The organism is Pokkaliibacter plantistimulans (assembly GCF_003194385.1).
GTDB lineage: Bacteria > Pseudomonadota > Gammaproteobacteria > Pseudomonadales > Balneatricaceae > Pokkaliibacter > Pokkaliibacter plantistimulans.
This window is the reverse complement of record NZ_LAPT01000073.1, coordinates 14,326-31,424: the sequence shown is the minus strand read 5'-3', so window position 1 is coordinate 31,424 and position 17,099 is coordinate 14,326. Positions and strand designations below refer to the sequence as shown.

The following is a 17,099-nucleotide window of genomic DNA, read 5'->3' as shown; positions in this document are numbered from 1 at the left end:
AAACAGGCGAAAAAGCGGAGTTTAGTGTGCTAAATGAGCATTTTGAGCCTGTTTTTGACGCGGTATTCGGCAACGCAGATAGATTTTCAACGACCTGCTAAACGTGCCACCGGCTTATCAGGTAGCACAGCACTTCTCCCACGCCAGCACTGAACTCAGACACCTTGATACCGGCCAATCCAACCATACTGACAGGCGGAGCGGTGAAACAAATGGTCGATAGGCGCCTTTGCACGAGCTGTCTAAAATATCGAGCGCTGTTGCAGGTCAGGTGTCATCGATTCGCCATACCGCGATCCTAGTCTGTCATCTGGTATCAGCAGCTCATTTTATCTGGAGCCATCTGCCACTTCCGTGCAAGTTGCGGCCAGCTCTGGCAATTGCCAACTCAGGGAATGTTTACGCATGCGCCATACCCGGTCGCCACTCATTGGAATCATCTGCTTGCTGAGTCTGGCCGGACAAGGTTGGGCGGCTGAACGTCAGCCGGATGAGGTCAATCTCCCCGCAGGCGCCAAGGATCCGAAACAGACCTGGACGCTCAATCTCTATCTCGATAACGACCTCTTTACCCACACGGATCAGCAATACACTAACGGTGTCAAAGCATCATGGATCTCCCCGGACCTTGAAGAGTACGGCGATGACCCGTCGCTGCCGAGCTGGCTGCGGGCACTGAACAGCCACATGATCTGGCTGAGCGGTAAGAATCCGGCAGAGCAGCGCAATATCGTCTTCTCTGTCGGTCAGACCATGTACACACCGGCCGACAAGTATGCCACCCAGCTGATCAAGGACGACCGTCCTTATGCTGGCTGGCTGTTCGCCGGGCTGGCCTATCAGCGCCGTTACAGCAATACCCGGCTGGAAGTGGCGGAAATTCAGCTGGGGGTGGTCGGCCCGGCGTCGCTGGCCCATCAGGCCCAGGACTTTATTCATGATCTGCGCGGTATCGACCGTTTTGAAGGCTGGGATAACCAGCTGAAAAATGAACCCGGCCTGCTGGTGACCTTCTCCACCAAGGATCGCCTGTTCCGCCGCGCACTCGGTAAGCTCTACAGCAACGACCTGATTGGTCACTACACTGTCTCCGCCGGTAACGTGCTGACCGGCGCCGGCGCCGGTCTGGAATATCGAATCGGTTATCGTCTGCCCTCAGACTTCGGCTCCTCATCCATTCGCCCTGCGGGGGATAACAGCGCTCCCGGCGCACGCTGGGACAGCCGGGTACTGGACGGCGGTTTCGGCTGGCATGTGTTCGCCTCGGTGGAAGGCCGTATGGTGCTGCACAACATCTTCCTCGACGGCAATACCTTCGTAGACAGCCCCAGCGTCGACAAGAAGACCTGGGTGGGTGACCTCAGTACCGGTGTCAGTTTCACCTACAGCAACATGAAGCTGACCATCTCCAGAGTGAACCGTACCCGCGAGTTTGAGACACAGAAAGAACCCCACAGCTACGGCTCCATTGCCTTCTCCATGACCTACTGAGCTACCACCGGTCAGCCTCCGGCATGCCCTGCCACACGACGCAGAAACCCGATCAGCCAGACCCGAACAGGTCTGGCTGATCTGTTAATGCGCAGCGTATCTTCCAGCGCCATCAATTACGACTCCCATCGACCTGTGAACGCCAGCCATCTTGGCGGCGGTCAGGCACGGGCACTATGATCAATCCAGCGCGATCAGCCCGGTCTCCTGCTTGGGTTTGAACTGCATAACTGCACAAATAACGATAACAACAAAAACACCCCGGCCCCGTGCCGGTCGGCACTACCGGACTAGCTAACATCAAGAGAACATCAGCATGGCCGCCCATATCCCCCTTGCTCCGGTTGAGTCATCGACCGAGGCCCGAATTCGCACCCTTGCCGGTGATTTAAAGCAGCAGCCGGGTGCACTACTGCCCATTCTGCATGCCGTTCAGGACACCTTCGGCTACGTGCCCGAATGCACTGCCGCCGTACTGGCGACAGAACTGGCACTGTCGCGTGCTGAAGTCCATGGCGTCATCAGCTTCTACCATCATTTCCGCACCCGCCCGGCCGGGGCCCATGTGCTGCATATCTGCCGCGCAGAAGCCTGCCAGTCCATGGGCAGCGCCGCGCTGGAGCGTGATATCAAGCAGCTGCTGAACATTGATTATCACCAGACCACCGCGGATGGCAGCGTGACACTGGAGCCGGTCTATTGCCTCGGCAACTGCGCCTGTTCGCCCAATATCCGTCTGGATGATGCCGTTCACGGCCGCATGACCCTGGCCAAAACCGAACGCCTGCTGCAACTGCTGAAGGAGGGCCAAGCATGACCCGGCTTTATCTTTCCTGCGACTCCTGCGCCCTTTCTGTCGGCGCCGATGAGCTGGCTCAGGCACTGACCGCGCAGCTTGGCGAACAGATTGACCTGCAACGCACCTCCACTCGCGGCATGTTCTGGCTTGAACCGCTGCTGGAAGTCGATACCCCGCAGGGACGAGTGGGCTATGGGCCGCTGACCGCAGAGGATCTGCCCTCGTTGCTGGCAGCCGACCTGCTGAACGGTGGCGACCACCCCCTGTGCATCGGTCTGGTGGAGCAGCACCCCTATCTTGCCCGCCAGCAGCGCCTGACCTTCGCCAGTCTTGGCCACAACCGGCCACTGGCGATGGAGGACTATGCCGCTCAGGGGGGCTGGAGCGGACTGCAGCGTGCCCTGAACCTGTCGCCCCAGCAGATTGTCGATGAAGTGAAGGAGTCCGGCCTGCGTGGCCGGGGTGGCGCCGCGTTCCCCACTGGGATCAAATGGCAGACCGTACTCGATGCCCAAGCGCCCTATCACCGTGGCTTCGATGAAGCCGTCAAGTTCATCGTCTGCAATGCGGACGAAGGGGACTCCGGCACCTTCTCCGACCGGCTGGTCATGGAAGACAACCCCTTCCAGCTGATCGAAGGCATGCTGATCGCGGCGCTGGCCACCGGCGCAACGCGCGGCTACATCTATCTGCGGGCCGAATACCCCCATGCCCATCGCGTACTGCAACAGGCCATCACACTGGCCGAGCAGCAAGGTTATCTGGGGGAAGCAATTCTGGGCAGCCACCACCGTTTTCATTTGCAGGTGCGTCTGGCAGCAGGTGCCTATATCTGTGGTGAAGAAACCGCTCTGCTGGAAAGTCTGGAAGGCAAACGTGGCATGGTGCGTGCCAAGCCGCCCCTGCCCGCGCTGGAAGGCCTGTTCGGTCAGCCCACCGTGGTCAACAACGTCATCAGCCTCGCCTCCGTGCCTCTGATTCTGAGCAAGGGCGGCGCTCATTACCGCGACTTCGGTCAGGGCCGTTCACGCGGCACCATGCCCCTGCAGCTGGCGGGAAACATCAGACAGGGCGGTCTGGTTGAAGTGGCCTTTGGCGTTACCCTGCGCGAAATTCTCTATGACTTCGGCGGTGGCAGTGCCTCTGGCCGCCCCATCAAGGCAGTACAGATTGGCGGACCGCTCGGGGCTTACATTCCCCCCGCGCATTTTGACACCCCGCTGGACTATGAAGCGCTGGCCGCTGTTGGCGGCATGGTAGGCCATGGCGGCATCGTGGTGTTTGATGATCAGGCGGATCTCGGCCAGATGGCGGCGTTCGCCATGGAGTTCTGTGCTCTGGAGTCCTGTGGCAAATGCACGCCCTGCCGTATCGGCTCGACCCGGGCGCAGGAAGTGCTGGCACGGATCCGTCAGGGTGAAGACGCTGAGGACAATCTGGCGCTGCTCACTGACCTCTGCGACACCATGGAACAGGCCTCACTCTGTGCACTGGGCGGCATGGCGCCATACCCGGTAAAAAGCATCGTCAAATATTTCGGGGAAGAGCTGCACAGTGTCAGCCAGACTCCGTCAGCAGGAGGGCAACACTGATGATTGGCTACTTTGACCCGAAAACCGACCGCGACCTCGGCACCCCTGCCAGCCTTTCCACCAGCCTGATCACGCTGGAAATCGATGGTGAGCAAGTGCAGGTGCCGGAAGGCACCTCGGTAATGCGCGCCGCTGCACTGGCGGGTATCAACATTCCCAAACTCTGCGCGACGGACAGCCTCAAGTCCTTCGGCTCCTGTCGCGTCTGTCTGGTGGAGATTGAAGGCCGCCGCGGCTATCCCGCCTCCTGCACCACCCCGGTCAGTGAAGGCATGGTGGTACGCACCGAGAGCCCGCGTATCAACAAGCTGCGCAAAAACGTGATGGAGCTGTACATCTCCGACCATCCGCTCGACTGTCTGACCTGCCCCAGCAATGGTAACTGTGAGCTGCAGGACATGGTTGGCGTGGTTGGCCTGCGCGAGGTGCGTTATGGCCTCAGCGTCAGCAACCATCTGCATTTGCCCAAGGATACTTCCAACCCCTATTTCACCTTTGATCCGAGCAAGTGCATTCTATGCTCCCGCTGCGTCCGTGCCTGTGAAGAAACTCAGGGCACCTTTGCCCTCACCATCAACAGCCGTGGCTTTGACTCCAAGATCAGTGCCGGAGCCAATGAATCCTTCATGGACTCCGAATGCGTGTCCTGCGGAGCCTGCGTGCAGGCCTGTCCGACCGCGACCCTGAGTGAAAACACCGTGATCGAATTCGGTCAGGCCGAGCACAGTGTGATTACCACCTGTGCTTACTGTGGGGTTGGCTGCAGCTTCAAGGCCGAGATGAAGGGTAATCAGGTGGTCAACATGGTGCCCTACAAGGATGGCAAGGCCAATCGTGGTCATGCCTGCGTCAAGGGGCGCTTCGCCTTTGGCTACGCCACCCATCAGGACCGCATCACCCAGCCGATGATCCGTGACCGCATCGACCAGCCCTGGCGCACCGTCAGCTGGGATGAAGCCTTCCAGTTCGCGGCCAGCCGTATCCGCCAGATTCAGGCTCAGTACGGCACCAATTCCGTCGGCGCCATCACTTCCTCACGCTGCACCAACGAAGAAACCTATCTGGTACAGAAGCTGGTGCGCGCTGCCTTTGGCAACAACAACGTCGATACCTGCGCCCGTGTCTGCCACTCGCCTACCGGTTACGGTCTGAAGATGACACTGGGGGAATCTGCGGGGACTCAGGACTTTGATTCGGTGGAACACACCGACGTGGTGATGGTGATCGGTGCCAACCCCACCGATGCCCACCCGGTGTTTGGTTCACGGCTGAAAAAGCGCCTGCGTCAGGGTGCCCGGCTGATCGTTGTTGACCCGCGCCAAATTGACCTGCTCAAGGGCCCGCACTATCAGGCCGATCACCACCTGCAACTGCGCCCCGGCACCAATGTTGCCTTTATCAATGCCATGGCCCACACCATCATCAGTGAAGGTCTTGAGCATAGTGACTTTATTGCGCAGCGCTGTGATCAGGCCGCCTACCAGCAGTGGCTGAGCTTTATCAGTGACAGCCGCCACAGCCCCGAGGCCACCGAAGCCATCACCGGTATTCCGGCGACCGAGCTACGCGCCGCTGCCCGCCTCTATGCTCAGGGTGGCAACAGCGCCATCTATTACGGTCTGGGTGTGACCGAGCACAGTCAGGGTTCGACCATGGTGACCGGCATCGCCAACCTGGCCATGCTGACCGGTAACTTTGGCCGCCCCGGTGTAGGTGTTAACCCTCTGCGCGGCCAGAACAACGTGCAGGGCTCCTGTGATATGGGTTCCTTCCCCCATGAGCTGCCCGGCTACCGCCATGTCAGCGACAGCAGCGTCCGCCAGCTGTTCGAGCAGGCGTGGCAGGTGTCACTGGCCGACCAGCCCGGTCTGCGCATCCCCAACATGTTCGAGGCCGCCATCGCTGGTAGCTTCAAGGCCCTGTACTGCCAGGGAGAAGACATTGCCCAGTCCGACCCCAATACCCAGCACGTTGAAGCAGCGCTGGGCTCACTGGAGTGCCTGATCGTGCAGGATATTTTCCTCAACGAGACGGCCAAGTACGCCCATGTGCTGCTGCCCGGCGCCACCTTTCTGGAGAAGAACGGCACCTTCACCAATGCCGAGCGGCGCATCGCCAGAGTGCGCAAAGCCATGCCGCCACTGGCAGGCAAGGAAGACTGGCAGGTCACTCAGGGGCTGGCAGCCGCACTGGGTTACACCATGACCTATCAGCACCCCAGCGAGATCATGGATGAAATTGCCCGCCTGACGCCGTCGTTCCAGGGTGTCAGTTACGCCCGTCTGGACGAGCTGGGCAGTATTCAGTGGCCCTGTAATGATGAACACCCGCTGGGTACGCCAGTGATGCACGAAGACAGCTTCACCATCGGCCAGGGGCAGTTTATCCCCACCGAATTTGTCCCCACCGAGGAGCGGGTCAACGGCCGCTATCCGCTGCTGCTGACCACCGGACGCATCCTCAGCCAGTACAACGTGGGCGCTCAGACCCGCCGTACCGCCAACGTTGCCTGGCATGCCGAAGATGTGCTGGAGCTGCACCCGCACGATGCCGAGGAGCGTGGTATCAATGACGGTGACTGGGTCGGCATCAGCAGCCGTGCCGGGCAAACGGTGCTGCGTGCCAGAGTGTCGTCACGGATGCAGCCGGGCGTGGTGTACACCACTTTCCACCATCCGTTCTCCGGGGCCAACGTCATCACCACAGACAACTCGGACTGGGCCACCAACTGCCCGGAATACAAAGTCACGGCAGTACAGGCCGAAAAGGTGACGGAGATTTCCAAGTGGCAGGAGCGCTTCCGTCATCTCGACAGCTATCAGCGGCAACTGCTGAGCGAGTCGCAGGCGGAGGCTTAACTTCCGGGGGGCGGCCCAGACGCCGCCCCACAGACACCGCTGAACCGCTGCGATATAAATCGCAGCGCTGCTGTTGCTGCCCACCGAAAGGGATACGCACTATGAACGCTGAATATCTGATCAAGATGGCTAACCAGATAGCCCTCAATCTGGCCTATGAGCAGGATCCCGAGCGCCGCGCCGATATGGTCGCAGGCCATATCAGGAAATTCTGGGAACCACGCATGATCGAGGCGCTGCTGGCCGTCGACCCGGCACACCCCGATCTTAGCCCCTGCGTGGTGGCGGTACTGACCAGGCTGTAATACAGAAACCCGCCTGTGCCCGCTGCTTCGGGCAGGCACAGGCAATCTCATACCCCTTCACAGACCGCCCGTCAGGGATTAAGCAAAAACACCACTTCACCACGATAGTAAGGCGACTGCTGCAGACGGCGTTGCCAGTCCACATCCCACTCCCCGCCCTGCACCAGCCCCACCTTGAACGGAATCCGCAGCTGGCTGAGGCTGGCCAGATAGCGCTCGTAACCGGCCACGCTGTGCCTGCCCTGATAGGTTTGCACTACCAGTTCATCCACTGTCCCTGTCAGGCTGTTGAGGGTGGCCACATCGCCGGTACGGGTCCAGTCCAGCAGCCCGGTAATGCTGAGGCGATACTGCGCGGGCAACTGCTCCCGCAGCTGCCACAGAAAATCGGCATAGCGCCCCAGCTGATAGGAGCTGGCGTCGAAATCCAGCTGGATGCCGAGCGGTACGCGGCCCGCTCGCATTACAGGTCAGCAGCCAACACACCGCCGTTACCTGTAATACTTCAGGGATTGTGCCCAGGGCATGCTGCCGTATTCACGCTTGAGGGTATTGAACCACTGCTTGCGCTGCTTCAGCGGGATGTCATCAGCACTGCAGCTGTTGTAGCCGCTGGGCGCAAAGCAACGAATCGCCCGGTACAGGGCATAACTGCGGTCACTGGCGGAGGCGCGGGGATAGTCCATCACCTGACGGTACAGCGCCAGACGGGACATGGCCTTGCCACCGAAACGATCTTCCGTGCCCGCCAGCGAAGCCGGTGACGGGCGGATACCCAGTGGCGCCTGATCAAAGCCGTTGCGCAGGTAGAACTCACCCAAACAGTTCAGGCTGTAAGGATCGTTACTGTCTGCCGCCAGCCGCTCGGAGCAATCGGCGCCACTTGGCTCGACCAGCAACGGACCGGCGACGGCCGGGGATTGGACGAACTCGGCTTTGTTGGCAATACCAAACAAGCCTTGTAGTAGCGCGCTGACTTCCTGGAAGAACAGGGTCTGTCCCAGTGGCGCGGGCAGTGGATGGCTCTAGCCCGGAACCTGCTGAACACGCTGCGCAATCGGGAGCTGGCAGGACATTGCGTCCAAAACCGGCCTGGACGGCGGACGGATAGCACGTGGCAGGCGTCTACCGGCACAACGTCATGCCAGTGGTCGTTACGCAATGCTCGATGACGCTATAGGGTTCCCGCTGGCGCCGTGGAAGCCGGTGATCGACAAGGGTTAGATCAGCAGCTCGCCGCGACGGTGCGCGGCGACAGAGCTTCATGGGAGATTGGTCGCCAGCGCTGGTCATCAGTGGGATGACTTTCCGTTCGTTGGGAGCAGTTCTCTGGCCATCCTTATTGCCTCCTCACGTGAAGCTGCAAGAAGTAGAGGGTAGCCCCAGAACTTGGCAAAAAGGACTGCGAACGCCTTGTAACCTATGCGTTTGGTCTGGTTGGGTTCAATCTGGATCATCGCCAAAACCAGCCTCCGCAATTCAGCCTTGTGCCTTTTCATCCAGAGCGCAAGGCGTTTCTTCTCTTCCGGCGAGTGCTCGTGCTCCTCTGCAGGTGGGGTATCGCTCAAGAGTACGAAGGGCTCCCCGCGCTGCAAATTGCCCTCGAACTCGTCGAAGTCCTTCTGGTGATCATGTCCTGGCTCTTGCGTAAGATTCATCCAGACCAAGGGGAAGTTAGAACTGTTCATCGACATGGTTGTTTCCTTTGCTGTTGATGTGACGCCAGGTGGTCGCTGTAGCGAATACGCCGGGCAATGTAATGAAGAACACTGCTGAGAAGGCAACGTGCCAACCGTCGCGCAATCCGTCGGAGATTCCGCCGAGAGTATTCAGAACCACAAGCAGGCTGCCAAAGACCAGCACAATCCGCTGAGTCTTGCGCGTTCCAGTCAGCGCGAGAAGCACCGTGACGATCCAGCACCCATAGAACGCGGAAAACATCCAAAGTACTCCAGGCTCAAACGTAATCGCTGGTGTCGCTCCCTTTGCTCTCACAAAGTCGTTGACGTAGAAGAACAACTGGAAGGTGACGAAAAGCACGGCACCAACGGCTGTCGCCACCCAAGACAAGGCGACCTTATTGGGAGCGTTCGTGGCAAGCTCTTGAACTGTGCGTAGTGGGGGCTGAGTGGGCATAAGATCTTCCTCGATAGTCAATGGCAATATAGCGGGCATGTCCAACTGTTGAAGCGCTCACCTGAGAGCAAATCAATACTTGTAATTCAGCGTCACCATCACATTACGCGGTGCGCCATAGCCCACGGTGTCGAAGTCGCCCTTCTGTAGAGCGTACTTTTTGTCGAAAGCGTTGTTGACGTTGACGGCTACACCGGTCTGCTTCGTGATGGCGTAACGCCCCATCAGTGATACCAGCGCATAAGAACTCTGTTCCCCTCCCAATGAGCTAGTGCCAGTGTTAGGCGCTTTGTAGAAGCGGCTTTGCCATTTGACGCCCCCGCCTAGCGTCAATTTGCGCCAGTCTCCGGGCAACTGATAGGTGGTGAAAAGCTGGGCCGTGGTACGCGGTAGCTGCGAATTCAAGCGGACGCCATCGCCATCTTGCGCCGTGAAATGGGCGACACCTGCGTAGATGTTCCAGCCACGCGCCACCTCGCCCTGCAAGTCCAGCTCGATCCCGCGCGACTTCGTCCCATCCACGCCTTGATAGGCTTGGGCACCGCTTGGCGTATAGCTCCCCGCAGCCATCTGTGCCGCGTTGTCCAGCCTAGTCTCGAACAAGGCGACCGACGCATTAAGACGCCCGTCCATGTAAGCGCCTTTGAGGCCAATTTCCGTGGATTTCCCCTTCGCCGGGGTGAGCACGTTGCCCCTGCTGTCGCGATAGTCAGTTTGCGGATTGAATATCCCCGTGTAGCTCACGTAAGCCGAATAGGTCTTGTCGATGTCGTAGATCAAGCCGGCATACGGGGTGAATTCACTGCTCTTCTTGTAATGCAACGACGAGCTGCCGGTGACGTCGTCGATCTCATAGTTGCTGAAACGGCCGCCGACAATGAGTTTCAGAGGCTCCGCCAGCGAGAAGCGGGCTGCGCTGTACACACCGCTCTGCTTGATCCGGGTGCGGGTCGGTATCCGCGCCATGGCATCGAAGTCAGGGCGGGGAAAGGCAGGGCTCAGCTCATAGACATTGACCGGCACCAAGCCCGCGTAGAACGGCGCGATGTCATCCTGGCTAGCCGTACGACGCGAACTCGTCGCGCCTACCACTAGGTCATGCTGGCGACCGAGCAGCTCGAAGGGGCCGCTCGCCATCACGTCGAAGGTGTTTTGACGACTGTGGCCTTCGGACGCCAGCGCTACCGGATAAGCCCCGGAGGGGAAAAAGCCCAGTCCTGTAGCGCGATCGGGTTGGCCCACCAGGCCGAGCAGCTCTGCATCGAAATCGGTGCGGTACTGGTTAGCGACGGCCCGGAGTTTCCACCCGTTGTCAAAGCGATGTTCGATCTCGGCAAACGCCGTCTTTAGGGTGTTATCCCAATAGCTCCAGTCCTGCGCGTAGTTCTTAGAGCGTGAATACTCCGCCTGCGTGCCGTCGCTGAACCAGAGCGGTAATCCACCCCAGGTCGAGCCTTGCGGGGTGATATCCTGATAGTCATAGCCAAGGCTCACCATCGTGTCTGATGTCAGATCTGCCTCGATGATGCCGTAGAACGACTTTCTCTCCGGTTTGTAGCCGTCGAGGTACGAGTGCCCATCTTGGTACGTCCCTACCAGGCGCGTACGGATGCGGCCATCCTCGGTCAACGGCGTCGAGATGTCACCCATGCTCCGGTAGGTGTTCCAGCTCCCAGCCCCAAGGGAGGCCGCTGCAGAGAAGTCACGGGTCGGCCGTTTGCGCACCAGGTTGATGGCAGCCGAGGGGTTGCCGGTGCCCGTCAGCAAGCCGGAGCCGCCGCGCACGACCTCAACACGATCATAAAACGCGGTATCAACAGAACCGATACCGCTCCCATTGACTATGTCGCCGACGACGGTGGGGATACCGTCGTACTGAATGTTATTGATCAGGAAGCCACGCGAATAAAAACTCGTTCGCTCGCTATCGGACTGGTACGACGCCACTCCCGTGGTGTTGTCCAGTACGCTCTGCACCGAATTTAATTGCTGGTCATCCATGCGCTGGCGCGTGATCACCGTAACTGCCTGCGGCGTTTCCTCCAACGACAGTGACAAGCGTGTGGCCGCCGCCGTTTCGCCCGTAGTGTAGGAGTCAGTCCCTTCGGTGATCGCCGTATCCATGCGGCCCGCCACGGTGATGACAGGCAAGACTATCTCCTCTTGAGATGCCTCCCCCGACTTGTTTTGGATCTGTGCTGATTCGGCGGCGAAAGCACCCTGCGTGCCAATGAGAACTGCCACCGCAACTGCCGGACCAAGCACAGTACGAGTTGTCCCCTCGCTCTGTCCGTACAGGCGAGGAACGGCGGAGTGCTGGCTGCACATATCTAGTGACCAACGGGGCTTCTCAGTAATTGTGAAATCAGGCATCAACAATACTCATTTGCATTTAGATGCCATATTAAACACTGGAGAAAAAGGGTAGTCATGGCGAAAGGAGGCCAGATTGTTATTCAGTTAGGCCAGACGTGCTGTTCAAGGAGTTCGCCCCTACATTAGCGTCTCGAGAGGGGGGAGGCTGACGTTCTCAACAGTGATAAGTCTAATGCTGCTCAGCGCCAGGCAGGGCGAGGGATGGCTGGTATAGCTCGTCGAGCACTACATGGAAGGGCTGACCCCCACACAATGGAGCTATAGCGGCTGGCTCGACATCTATTACGAAGTCGACCCGTTCGGCAGGACCAACGCGGTGGCGACCCACCATTGTGCTGGGGCTAGGGCAACACTTCACGATGCGGCAAGCGACTGAGAACTGGCATAGCTAAGGAATATTGATATGGAGCCACGCGATGAATCGCCTCGAATCGTTGATCCCAATTACAGCGTTCAGTAGTAGGAAGCCACCGTCAGGCAAACACAAGATGAGGCTCGCTGTGGCAACCAATGCCGAGTCCGGATCACTGAGGTCACCTCAGGATCAACGAACGGCGGCGAACGGGCTGCGACCGGCGATAGCTCGCATCAGTGTTTTGAGCGCCGCCCCAAACTGTCATGGTGCCATCCAGATATATCGTAACCTCAGTATGCAGTTCGACAGCCTCACCCAGGATCGGTCTACCGGGCGCTCAATAGTCTATAGACAGCTGGGTTATGGGTTCGGGCTGATGGCGTACACAGGCGCGCGACTGGACTTCATTGACGATCTGGCGTTGCATGAAGATCTGCAGTCGCTGGCCTCCGAGGAAAGCTTCGCTCCCAAGCAAAGGCAGCCTGATCCAATCAGCAGCAAACTTCATTGGGGAGCTTGATGACGGGAACAGACGCAAGCTCCGCGCCGCTCATGCGATCCGAAAGATAGCGTGCCGGAGGCTTGCCCACAGCCTTCCGGAACATGGTTACGAACCCGCTGGCGTTTTCATATCCCAGCCCCAATGCCACCGTTTGCACGCTTTCACCCTTGGTCAAACGTTGCAGAGCAAGGATCACATGTAGCTGCCGACGCCAGCGCCCAAAGCTCATTCCGATTTCGTGCAGCAGAAGACGGCTCATACTGCGCTCGCTCATGCCAATACGAATAGCCCAATCAGCCTTCGAAGTCTTGTCTGTAGGATCGGCCAGCATCATTTCCGCGAGGCGACGCAATCGGGTGTCGCGTGGCATAGGTAGGTGCAGGTCTTCTACAGGGGCAATCACCAACTCATCAAGTAGAGTGGCAATCAGTCGGTCTTCCCGCCCGCCTAGTACGTATAACTCGGGAAAACCGGCAGCCCTCAGCAGCAGCTCGCGTAGCAATGGCGATACCGAAACTGTGCAACAGGTTTTAGGAAGATCCGGTGCGGCGTCTGGCTCAACGAACAGGCAATAGCATTCAGTTTCACCCGCCCCCCGTGCTGCGTGCGGCAAGCCTCCCGGTATCCATATAGCGCACTGTGGTGGCACGATCCAGACGCCGTCTTCAATTTCGCAGTTGAGGATGCCACGTACGGAGTAAATCAGCTGCGCCTTGCGATGTTGATGCCTGGCGTTTTCCCAGTCCTTTGTTACCGAAGTCGCACTCAAGGCAACAACGGGTCGCGAGACGCTATCGACATCTCTGGGCACGGTTAGATCAGTGATTGCAATGCTCGACATATTGTCTCGTGGAATTTCTGGTGGAAGATCGGATCCTGTCCTAAATGGAAAATATTATTTCGATATTATTTAATGATATCTAGTTATTCAGTGGTTAAGGTGCGATTGACCCGCTGGTCATTCCTTCCGCCCAGTACCCGGACCCGGCAACAGAGGAACAGGCCAGCTTCCTTGAAGCGGAACTGATGACTGCGGCGCTTATGCTTATGCTGCGCGGGGAGGACTTAACCAGGATACCTCAGCCGGTCTAGTACCGAGCGTTCTGAATCAAGTGCAGGCTGGCATGACTTTGCGAAATACACGGATGTCGCCGGCTACGTCTGCGGCACATACGTAGCCGGTTTTACGCTGTTGTCGATACAGGCCAGATCACAGGTGTTGGCGGATTAACCTGGGAGTATGTGGAGTGGAACTCCGACATCCTCACTACCTTTTAGCCGTGGCCGAAGAACTCCATTTCGCCCGTGCAAAGAAGAGAGCCAGCACAATTTTTATAAAAAAACCGTCCAGTCGGCTTTATGCATGAAAAAATTTTTGCCTGCCTCATTCAAAACAGAGGGGAAAACGTAGCGGTGGGTCGAATTGACCATGCAAAAGAGGTGTTGTCAGGAAGGTGTTTCACATTCTGGCAGGCAGCGTCTTCGCGTGTTATTCCGCCGATGTGCCCTGCCATGCGCCATCATCCAGCAACCGTTCAAACAGCCGGTTGCGTTCATCTTCGCTCAGCGGGCAGATCCCCAGAGTCACTGACAGTGACAGGCCACGGGCAGTAGACCAGCGCAACAGTGCCAGATCAGGGTCGGTAGCTTCACGGGCGGTCGCATTACGTGACGCCAGTACCGGGCTGCTGCTGGACTGTCGCGCCGCGGCCAGTTGCGTGCCATAAAACGCTTGGAAGTGCTCGACCTGATATTCGATCAGCGCCCTGAGTACCGCCTTCTTGTTGGGGAACTGATGCATCAGCCCTTGCTCATGCCGCTCTCTTTGGCGATGGTATCCAGCGTCAGGCGCCCCGGACCATCGCGGAAAATGATCGCCAGTGCCGCCTAAAGAATCGCCGTGCGGAAGCGCTCGGAGCGGCGAAGGATTGTCCATAGCTGTTTCGTTATTCTGTCTGTAAATCACCGGCCTGCCTGCTGACCAGAGCAGGCGCCGTCATCCGTGGAGGAGCATTTTGCGAAATCAGCGCAGGTACAACCAAGCCTGTAGCAGATGTTCCCTGTCGTCTTACGTATCTCAAACACATCGCAACAAATGCAAACTTCCTGCGTCAGCATCTGGCTGAACCGTCCCCAAAAACAGGGATTCGTACACCGGAAACCTGTGCAACCCATGGATCGACCAGCTGTAGGAGCATGCATGCTGCCCCCTCAATCCGTCGCCCGTTTGTGGCTACCCCTGATGTTATTTTTCTCTGTCACCCTGTCAGCACTGCTGAGCAGTCAGGCGCACGCCGCCGCCCCTGCTGACCCGCCTGCTGCCGATACCGCCACCTATACCCAGCTGGCGGATCTGCTGGATAACCCCAAAAGCCGCCAACAGCTGATCACTACCCTGCGGCAGATGGCGCAACCGGCACAGAGCAGTGCTGCCGCTGCGCCGTCTGATGATCTGTCACTGCCGCGTCAGCTGGCGGAGAGCAGCAAGGCCTTCATGGACGATATTGGCCAGCAGATCAGGGAGTCGGTGGATGCCGTCGCTGAGCTGGGTGATCTGGACGAGCGCCAGCAGCACATCAACTGGCAGGGGCTGACCACCGATGCCATGCATCTTGGCCTGACCATCGTCAGTACCCTGCTGATCTTCCTGGTGCTGCGGCTGCTGACCGCTCATCTGTTCCGCAAGATGGACCACTGGAGCCTGCAGCATGAACAGGGGCAAAGCCGCCACCTGCTGCGCCGGGTGCTGGCCATTGGCGGCTGCGGGCTGGTTGATGCCCTCAGCGTGCTGCTGACTTATGCCTGCAGCAATGCCCTGACGCTGGCGCTGATTGGTGACGCCGGAGTCATGGATACCCAAGCCTCCCTGTTCCTCAATGGCTTCGTCCTGATAGAACTGTTCAAGACCCTGCTGCGCCTGCTGTTTGCCGACCGCTATCCGGCCCTGCGCATCCTGCCCATGGGCTGCGAAAGTGCGCAGAAGTGGTACCGCTGGCTGGCGATGATCAGCAGCTTTATCGGATACACCCTGCTGGTGGCAGTGCCGCTGTTCAACTACTACCAGCAGCCAGGTCTGGGCAATGCGCTGGAACTGGTGGTGATGCTGATTGCCCTGATCAACGCCATCGGCATGATCATGCGTAACCGCAAGGAAGTGACCGATGCCATCATGGAACACAGCAACAGCGAGCAGATGAGCATCACCCGCGCGGCCCTGCAGATTCTTGGCCGGGTCTGGCACATTGTCGCCATCTGCTACTTTGTGGCGCTGTTCCTGATTACCCAGTTGCGCCCGGATGACGCCCTGCCGTTTATGGCCATCGCCACCCTGAGAACGGTGATCTATATCGCGGCAGGCTTACTGCTGTCGGCGCTGCTGGGCAAGCAGATCGGCACCCGTATCCGTATTTCCAGTGAGCTGCGCCGCACCCTGCCGCTGCTGGAAGATCGCATCAACAGCTATGTGCCGGCGGCACTGAAAGTCATTCGTTTGTTGCTGCTGGCGACCGTCGTCATGCTGGTGATGAATGCCTGGAGCCTGTTCGACACCCTGAGCTGGCTCAACTCTGAAGAAGGTATCCGTCTGGTCAGCACCATCGTCCATGTAGCCGTGATTCTGGTGATGGCTGCGCTGTTCTGGCTGGTAGCCGCCAGCCTGATCGAGCATCGCCTTAACCCGGAAACCGGCAGCGGCGAGCCGACGGCCCGCGCCAAGACTCTGCTTGGGTTGTTCCGCAATGCGCTGGCCATCGCCATCACCGCCATGACCGTGATGATCGTACTGTCGGAAATCGGCATTGATATCGGCCCGCTGATCGCCGGCGCCGGGGTGCTGGGTCTGGCCATCGGTTTTGGTGCTCAGAAGCTGGTACAGGACATCATTACCGGGGTCTTCATCCAGCTGGAAAACGCCATGAATACCGGTGATGTGGTTACCGTTGGCGGCGTCACCGGCACCGCCGAAAAACTGACAATCCGCTCGGTGGGCATCCGCGACCTAAACGGCACCTATCATCTGATCCCCTTCTCATCGGTGGACACGGTGTCCAACTACATGCGTGGCTTTGGTTATCACGTTGGCGAATACGGCGTGGCCTACCGGGAAAATACCGACGAAGTGCTGGAGCATCTGCAGGCGGCCTTTAACGAGCTGATCACCGATCCCGAGATCAGCCGTAAGATCGTCGCCCCGCTGGAAATCCATGGCGTCACCGCTCTGGCTGACAGCTCGGTGAATGTGCGGGTGCGTATCAAGACCCTGCCCGGCGAACAGTGGGGTATCGGTCGCCAGTACAACCGGCTGGTCAAGCTGCATCTGGATGCTGCCGGTATCGAGATCCCCTTCCCGCACATGACCATCTATTTCGGCGAAGACAAACAGGGCAAGGCACCGGCAGCCAATATCCGCATGCAGAACACCCTGCTGACGCGACGTGAGAAGGAAGTGAGTGTGAAAGCGGACGAGCACACCGCGCTGGAGGCGCACCCCGACCCGGTGGCGGAGATTAACAAGCCCAAGCCGGGGCAGGATGTCGCCGACTCCGACGTCTGAGAAGAGGTTCACGATCTCGCCGCAAAAGTAGTGAACAGGCAAGGCACCCGCGGCGAAAAGCAGTGGTAACAGGAGGGACGCATGTCTCTCTTGTTTTTAGCGACTCTTGTTTTTAGCAACTCTTGTTTTTAAC

13 protein-coding genes are annotated in these 17,099 nt (G+C 58.7%); 6 read left to right on the top strand and 7 right to left on the bottom strand.

The annotated features are described in order from the left end of the window. The first annotated feature begins 405 nt into the window (after positions 1–405). The 5 genes from WH50_RS14875 (at position 406) to WH50_RS14855 (ending at position 7,045) form a co-directional block, all read left to right on the top strand. Positions 406–1,491, top strand: coding sequence for a lipid A deacylase LpxR family protein (locus WH50_RS14875; protein ID WP_110188018.1), 1,086 nt, complete (start codon positions 406–408; stop codon positions 1,489–1,491). A gap of 316 nt (positions 1,492–1,807) precedes the next feature. Beyond that, positions 1,808–2,308 carry a formate dehydrogenase subunit gamma gene (locus WH50_RS14870; protein WP_110188017.1) on the top strand — a complete coding sequence of 167 codons (501 nt, stop codon included), beginning with the start codon at positions 1,808–1,810 and terminating at the stop codon, positions 2,306–2,308. Then, entirely contained in the window at positions 2,305–3,882 is a 1,578-nt protein-coding gene (locus tag WH50_RS14865; RefSeq protein ID WP_110188016.1) for a formate dehydrogenase beta subunit, read from the top strand. Before WH50_RS14870 ends, WH50_RS14865 begins: the two co-directional genes overlap by 4 nt. Then, positions 3,882–6,740: a formate dehydrogenase subunit alpha gene (fdhF, locus tag WH50_RS14860; protein ID WP_110188015.1), complete on the top strand. Its 2,859-nt coding sequence runs from the start codon at positions 3,882–3,884 to the stop codon at positions 6,738–6,740. Before WH50_RS14865 ends, fdhF begins: the two co-directional genes overlap by 1 nt. A gap of 101 nt (positions 6,741–6,841) precedes the next feature. Further along, positions 6,842–7,045 (top strand): formate dehydrogenase subunit delta, encoded by a 204-nt coding sequence (locus WH50_RS14855; RefSeq protein WP_110188014.1) that lies wholly within the window; start codon positions 6,842–6,844, stop codon positions 7,043–7,045. Between the two features lie 71 nt (positions 7,046–7,116). Here the strand turns inward: WH50_RS14855 and WH50_RS14850 are convergent, their stop codons facing one another. From WH50_RS14850 to WH50_RS14815, 7 genes are all read right to left on the bottom strand, one after another. After that, positions 7,117–7,509 (bottom strand): DUF3142 domain-containing protein, encoded by a 393-nt coding sequence (locus WH50_RS14850; protein WP_110188013.1) that lies wholly within the window; start codon positions 7,507–7,509, stop codon positions 7,117–7,119. A gap of 27 nt (positions 7,510–7,536) precedes the next feature. Then, complete coding sequence (locus WH50_RS14845) at positions 7,537–8,001, bottom strand: hypothetical protein (RefSeq protein WP_110188012.1); 465 nt, start codon at positions 7,999–8,001, stop codon at positions 7,537–7,539. A 336-nt stretch (positions 8,002–8,337) separates the two neighbouring features. Beyond that, a complete protein-coding gene (locus WH50_RS14840) occupies positions 8,338–8,739 on the bottom strand; it encodes a hypothetical protein (protein WP_110188011.1) in 402 nt (133 codons plus the stop codon). Further along, positions 8,720–9,181 carry a hypothetical protein gene (locus WH50_RS14835; RefSeq protein WP_110188021.1) on the bottom strand — a complete coding sequence of 154 codons (462 nt, stop codon included), beginning with the start codon at positions 9,179–9,181 and terminating at the stop codon, positions 8,720–8,722. Before WH50_RS14835 ends, WH50_RS14840 begins: the two co-directional genes overlap by 20 nt. Before the next feature lie 72 nt (positions 9,182–9,253). After that, positions 9,254–11,554 (bottom strand): TonB-dependent siderophore receptor, encoded by a 2,301-nt coding sequence (locus tag WH50_RS14830; RefSeq protein ID WP_110188010.1) that lies wholly within the window; start codon positions 11,552–11,554, stop codon positions 9,254–9,256. Between the two features lie 849 nt (positions 11,555–12,403). Continuing rightward, positions 12,404–13,255 (bottom strand): AraC family transcriptional regulator, encoded by an 852-nt coding sequence (locus WH50_RS14820; RefSeq protein ID WP_110188009.1) that lies wholly within the window; start codon positions 13,253–13,255, stop codon positions 12,404–12,406. A 648-nt stretch (positions 13,256–13,903) separates the two neighbouring features. Continuing rightward, positions 13,904–14,215, bottom strand: a complete 312-nt coding sequence (locus WH50_RS14815) for a hypothetical protein (protein ID WP_207780322.1) — start codon at positions 14,213–14,215, stop codon at positions 13,904–13,906. Positions 14,216–14,614: 399 nt separating this feature from the next. On the opposite strand from WH50_RS14815, the gene ybiO reads away from it, so the two are divergent. Then, entirely contained in the window at positions 14,615–16,966 is a 2,352-nt protein-coding gene (ybiO, locus tag WH50_RS14810; RefSeq protein ID WP_165838439.1) for a mechanosensitive channel protein, read from the top strand. Positions 16,967–17,099: the final 133 nt, after the last annotated feature.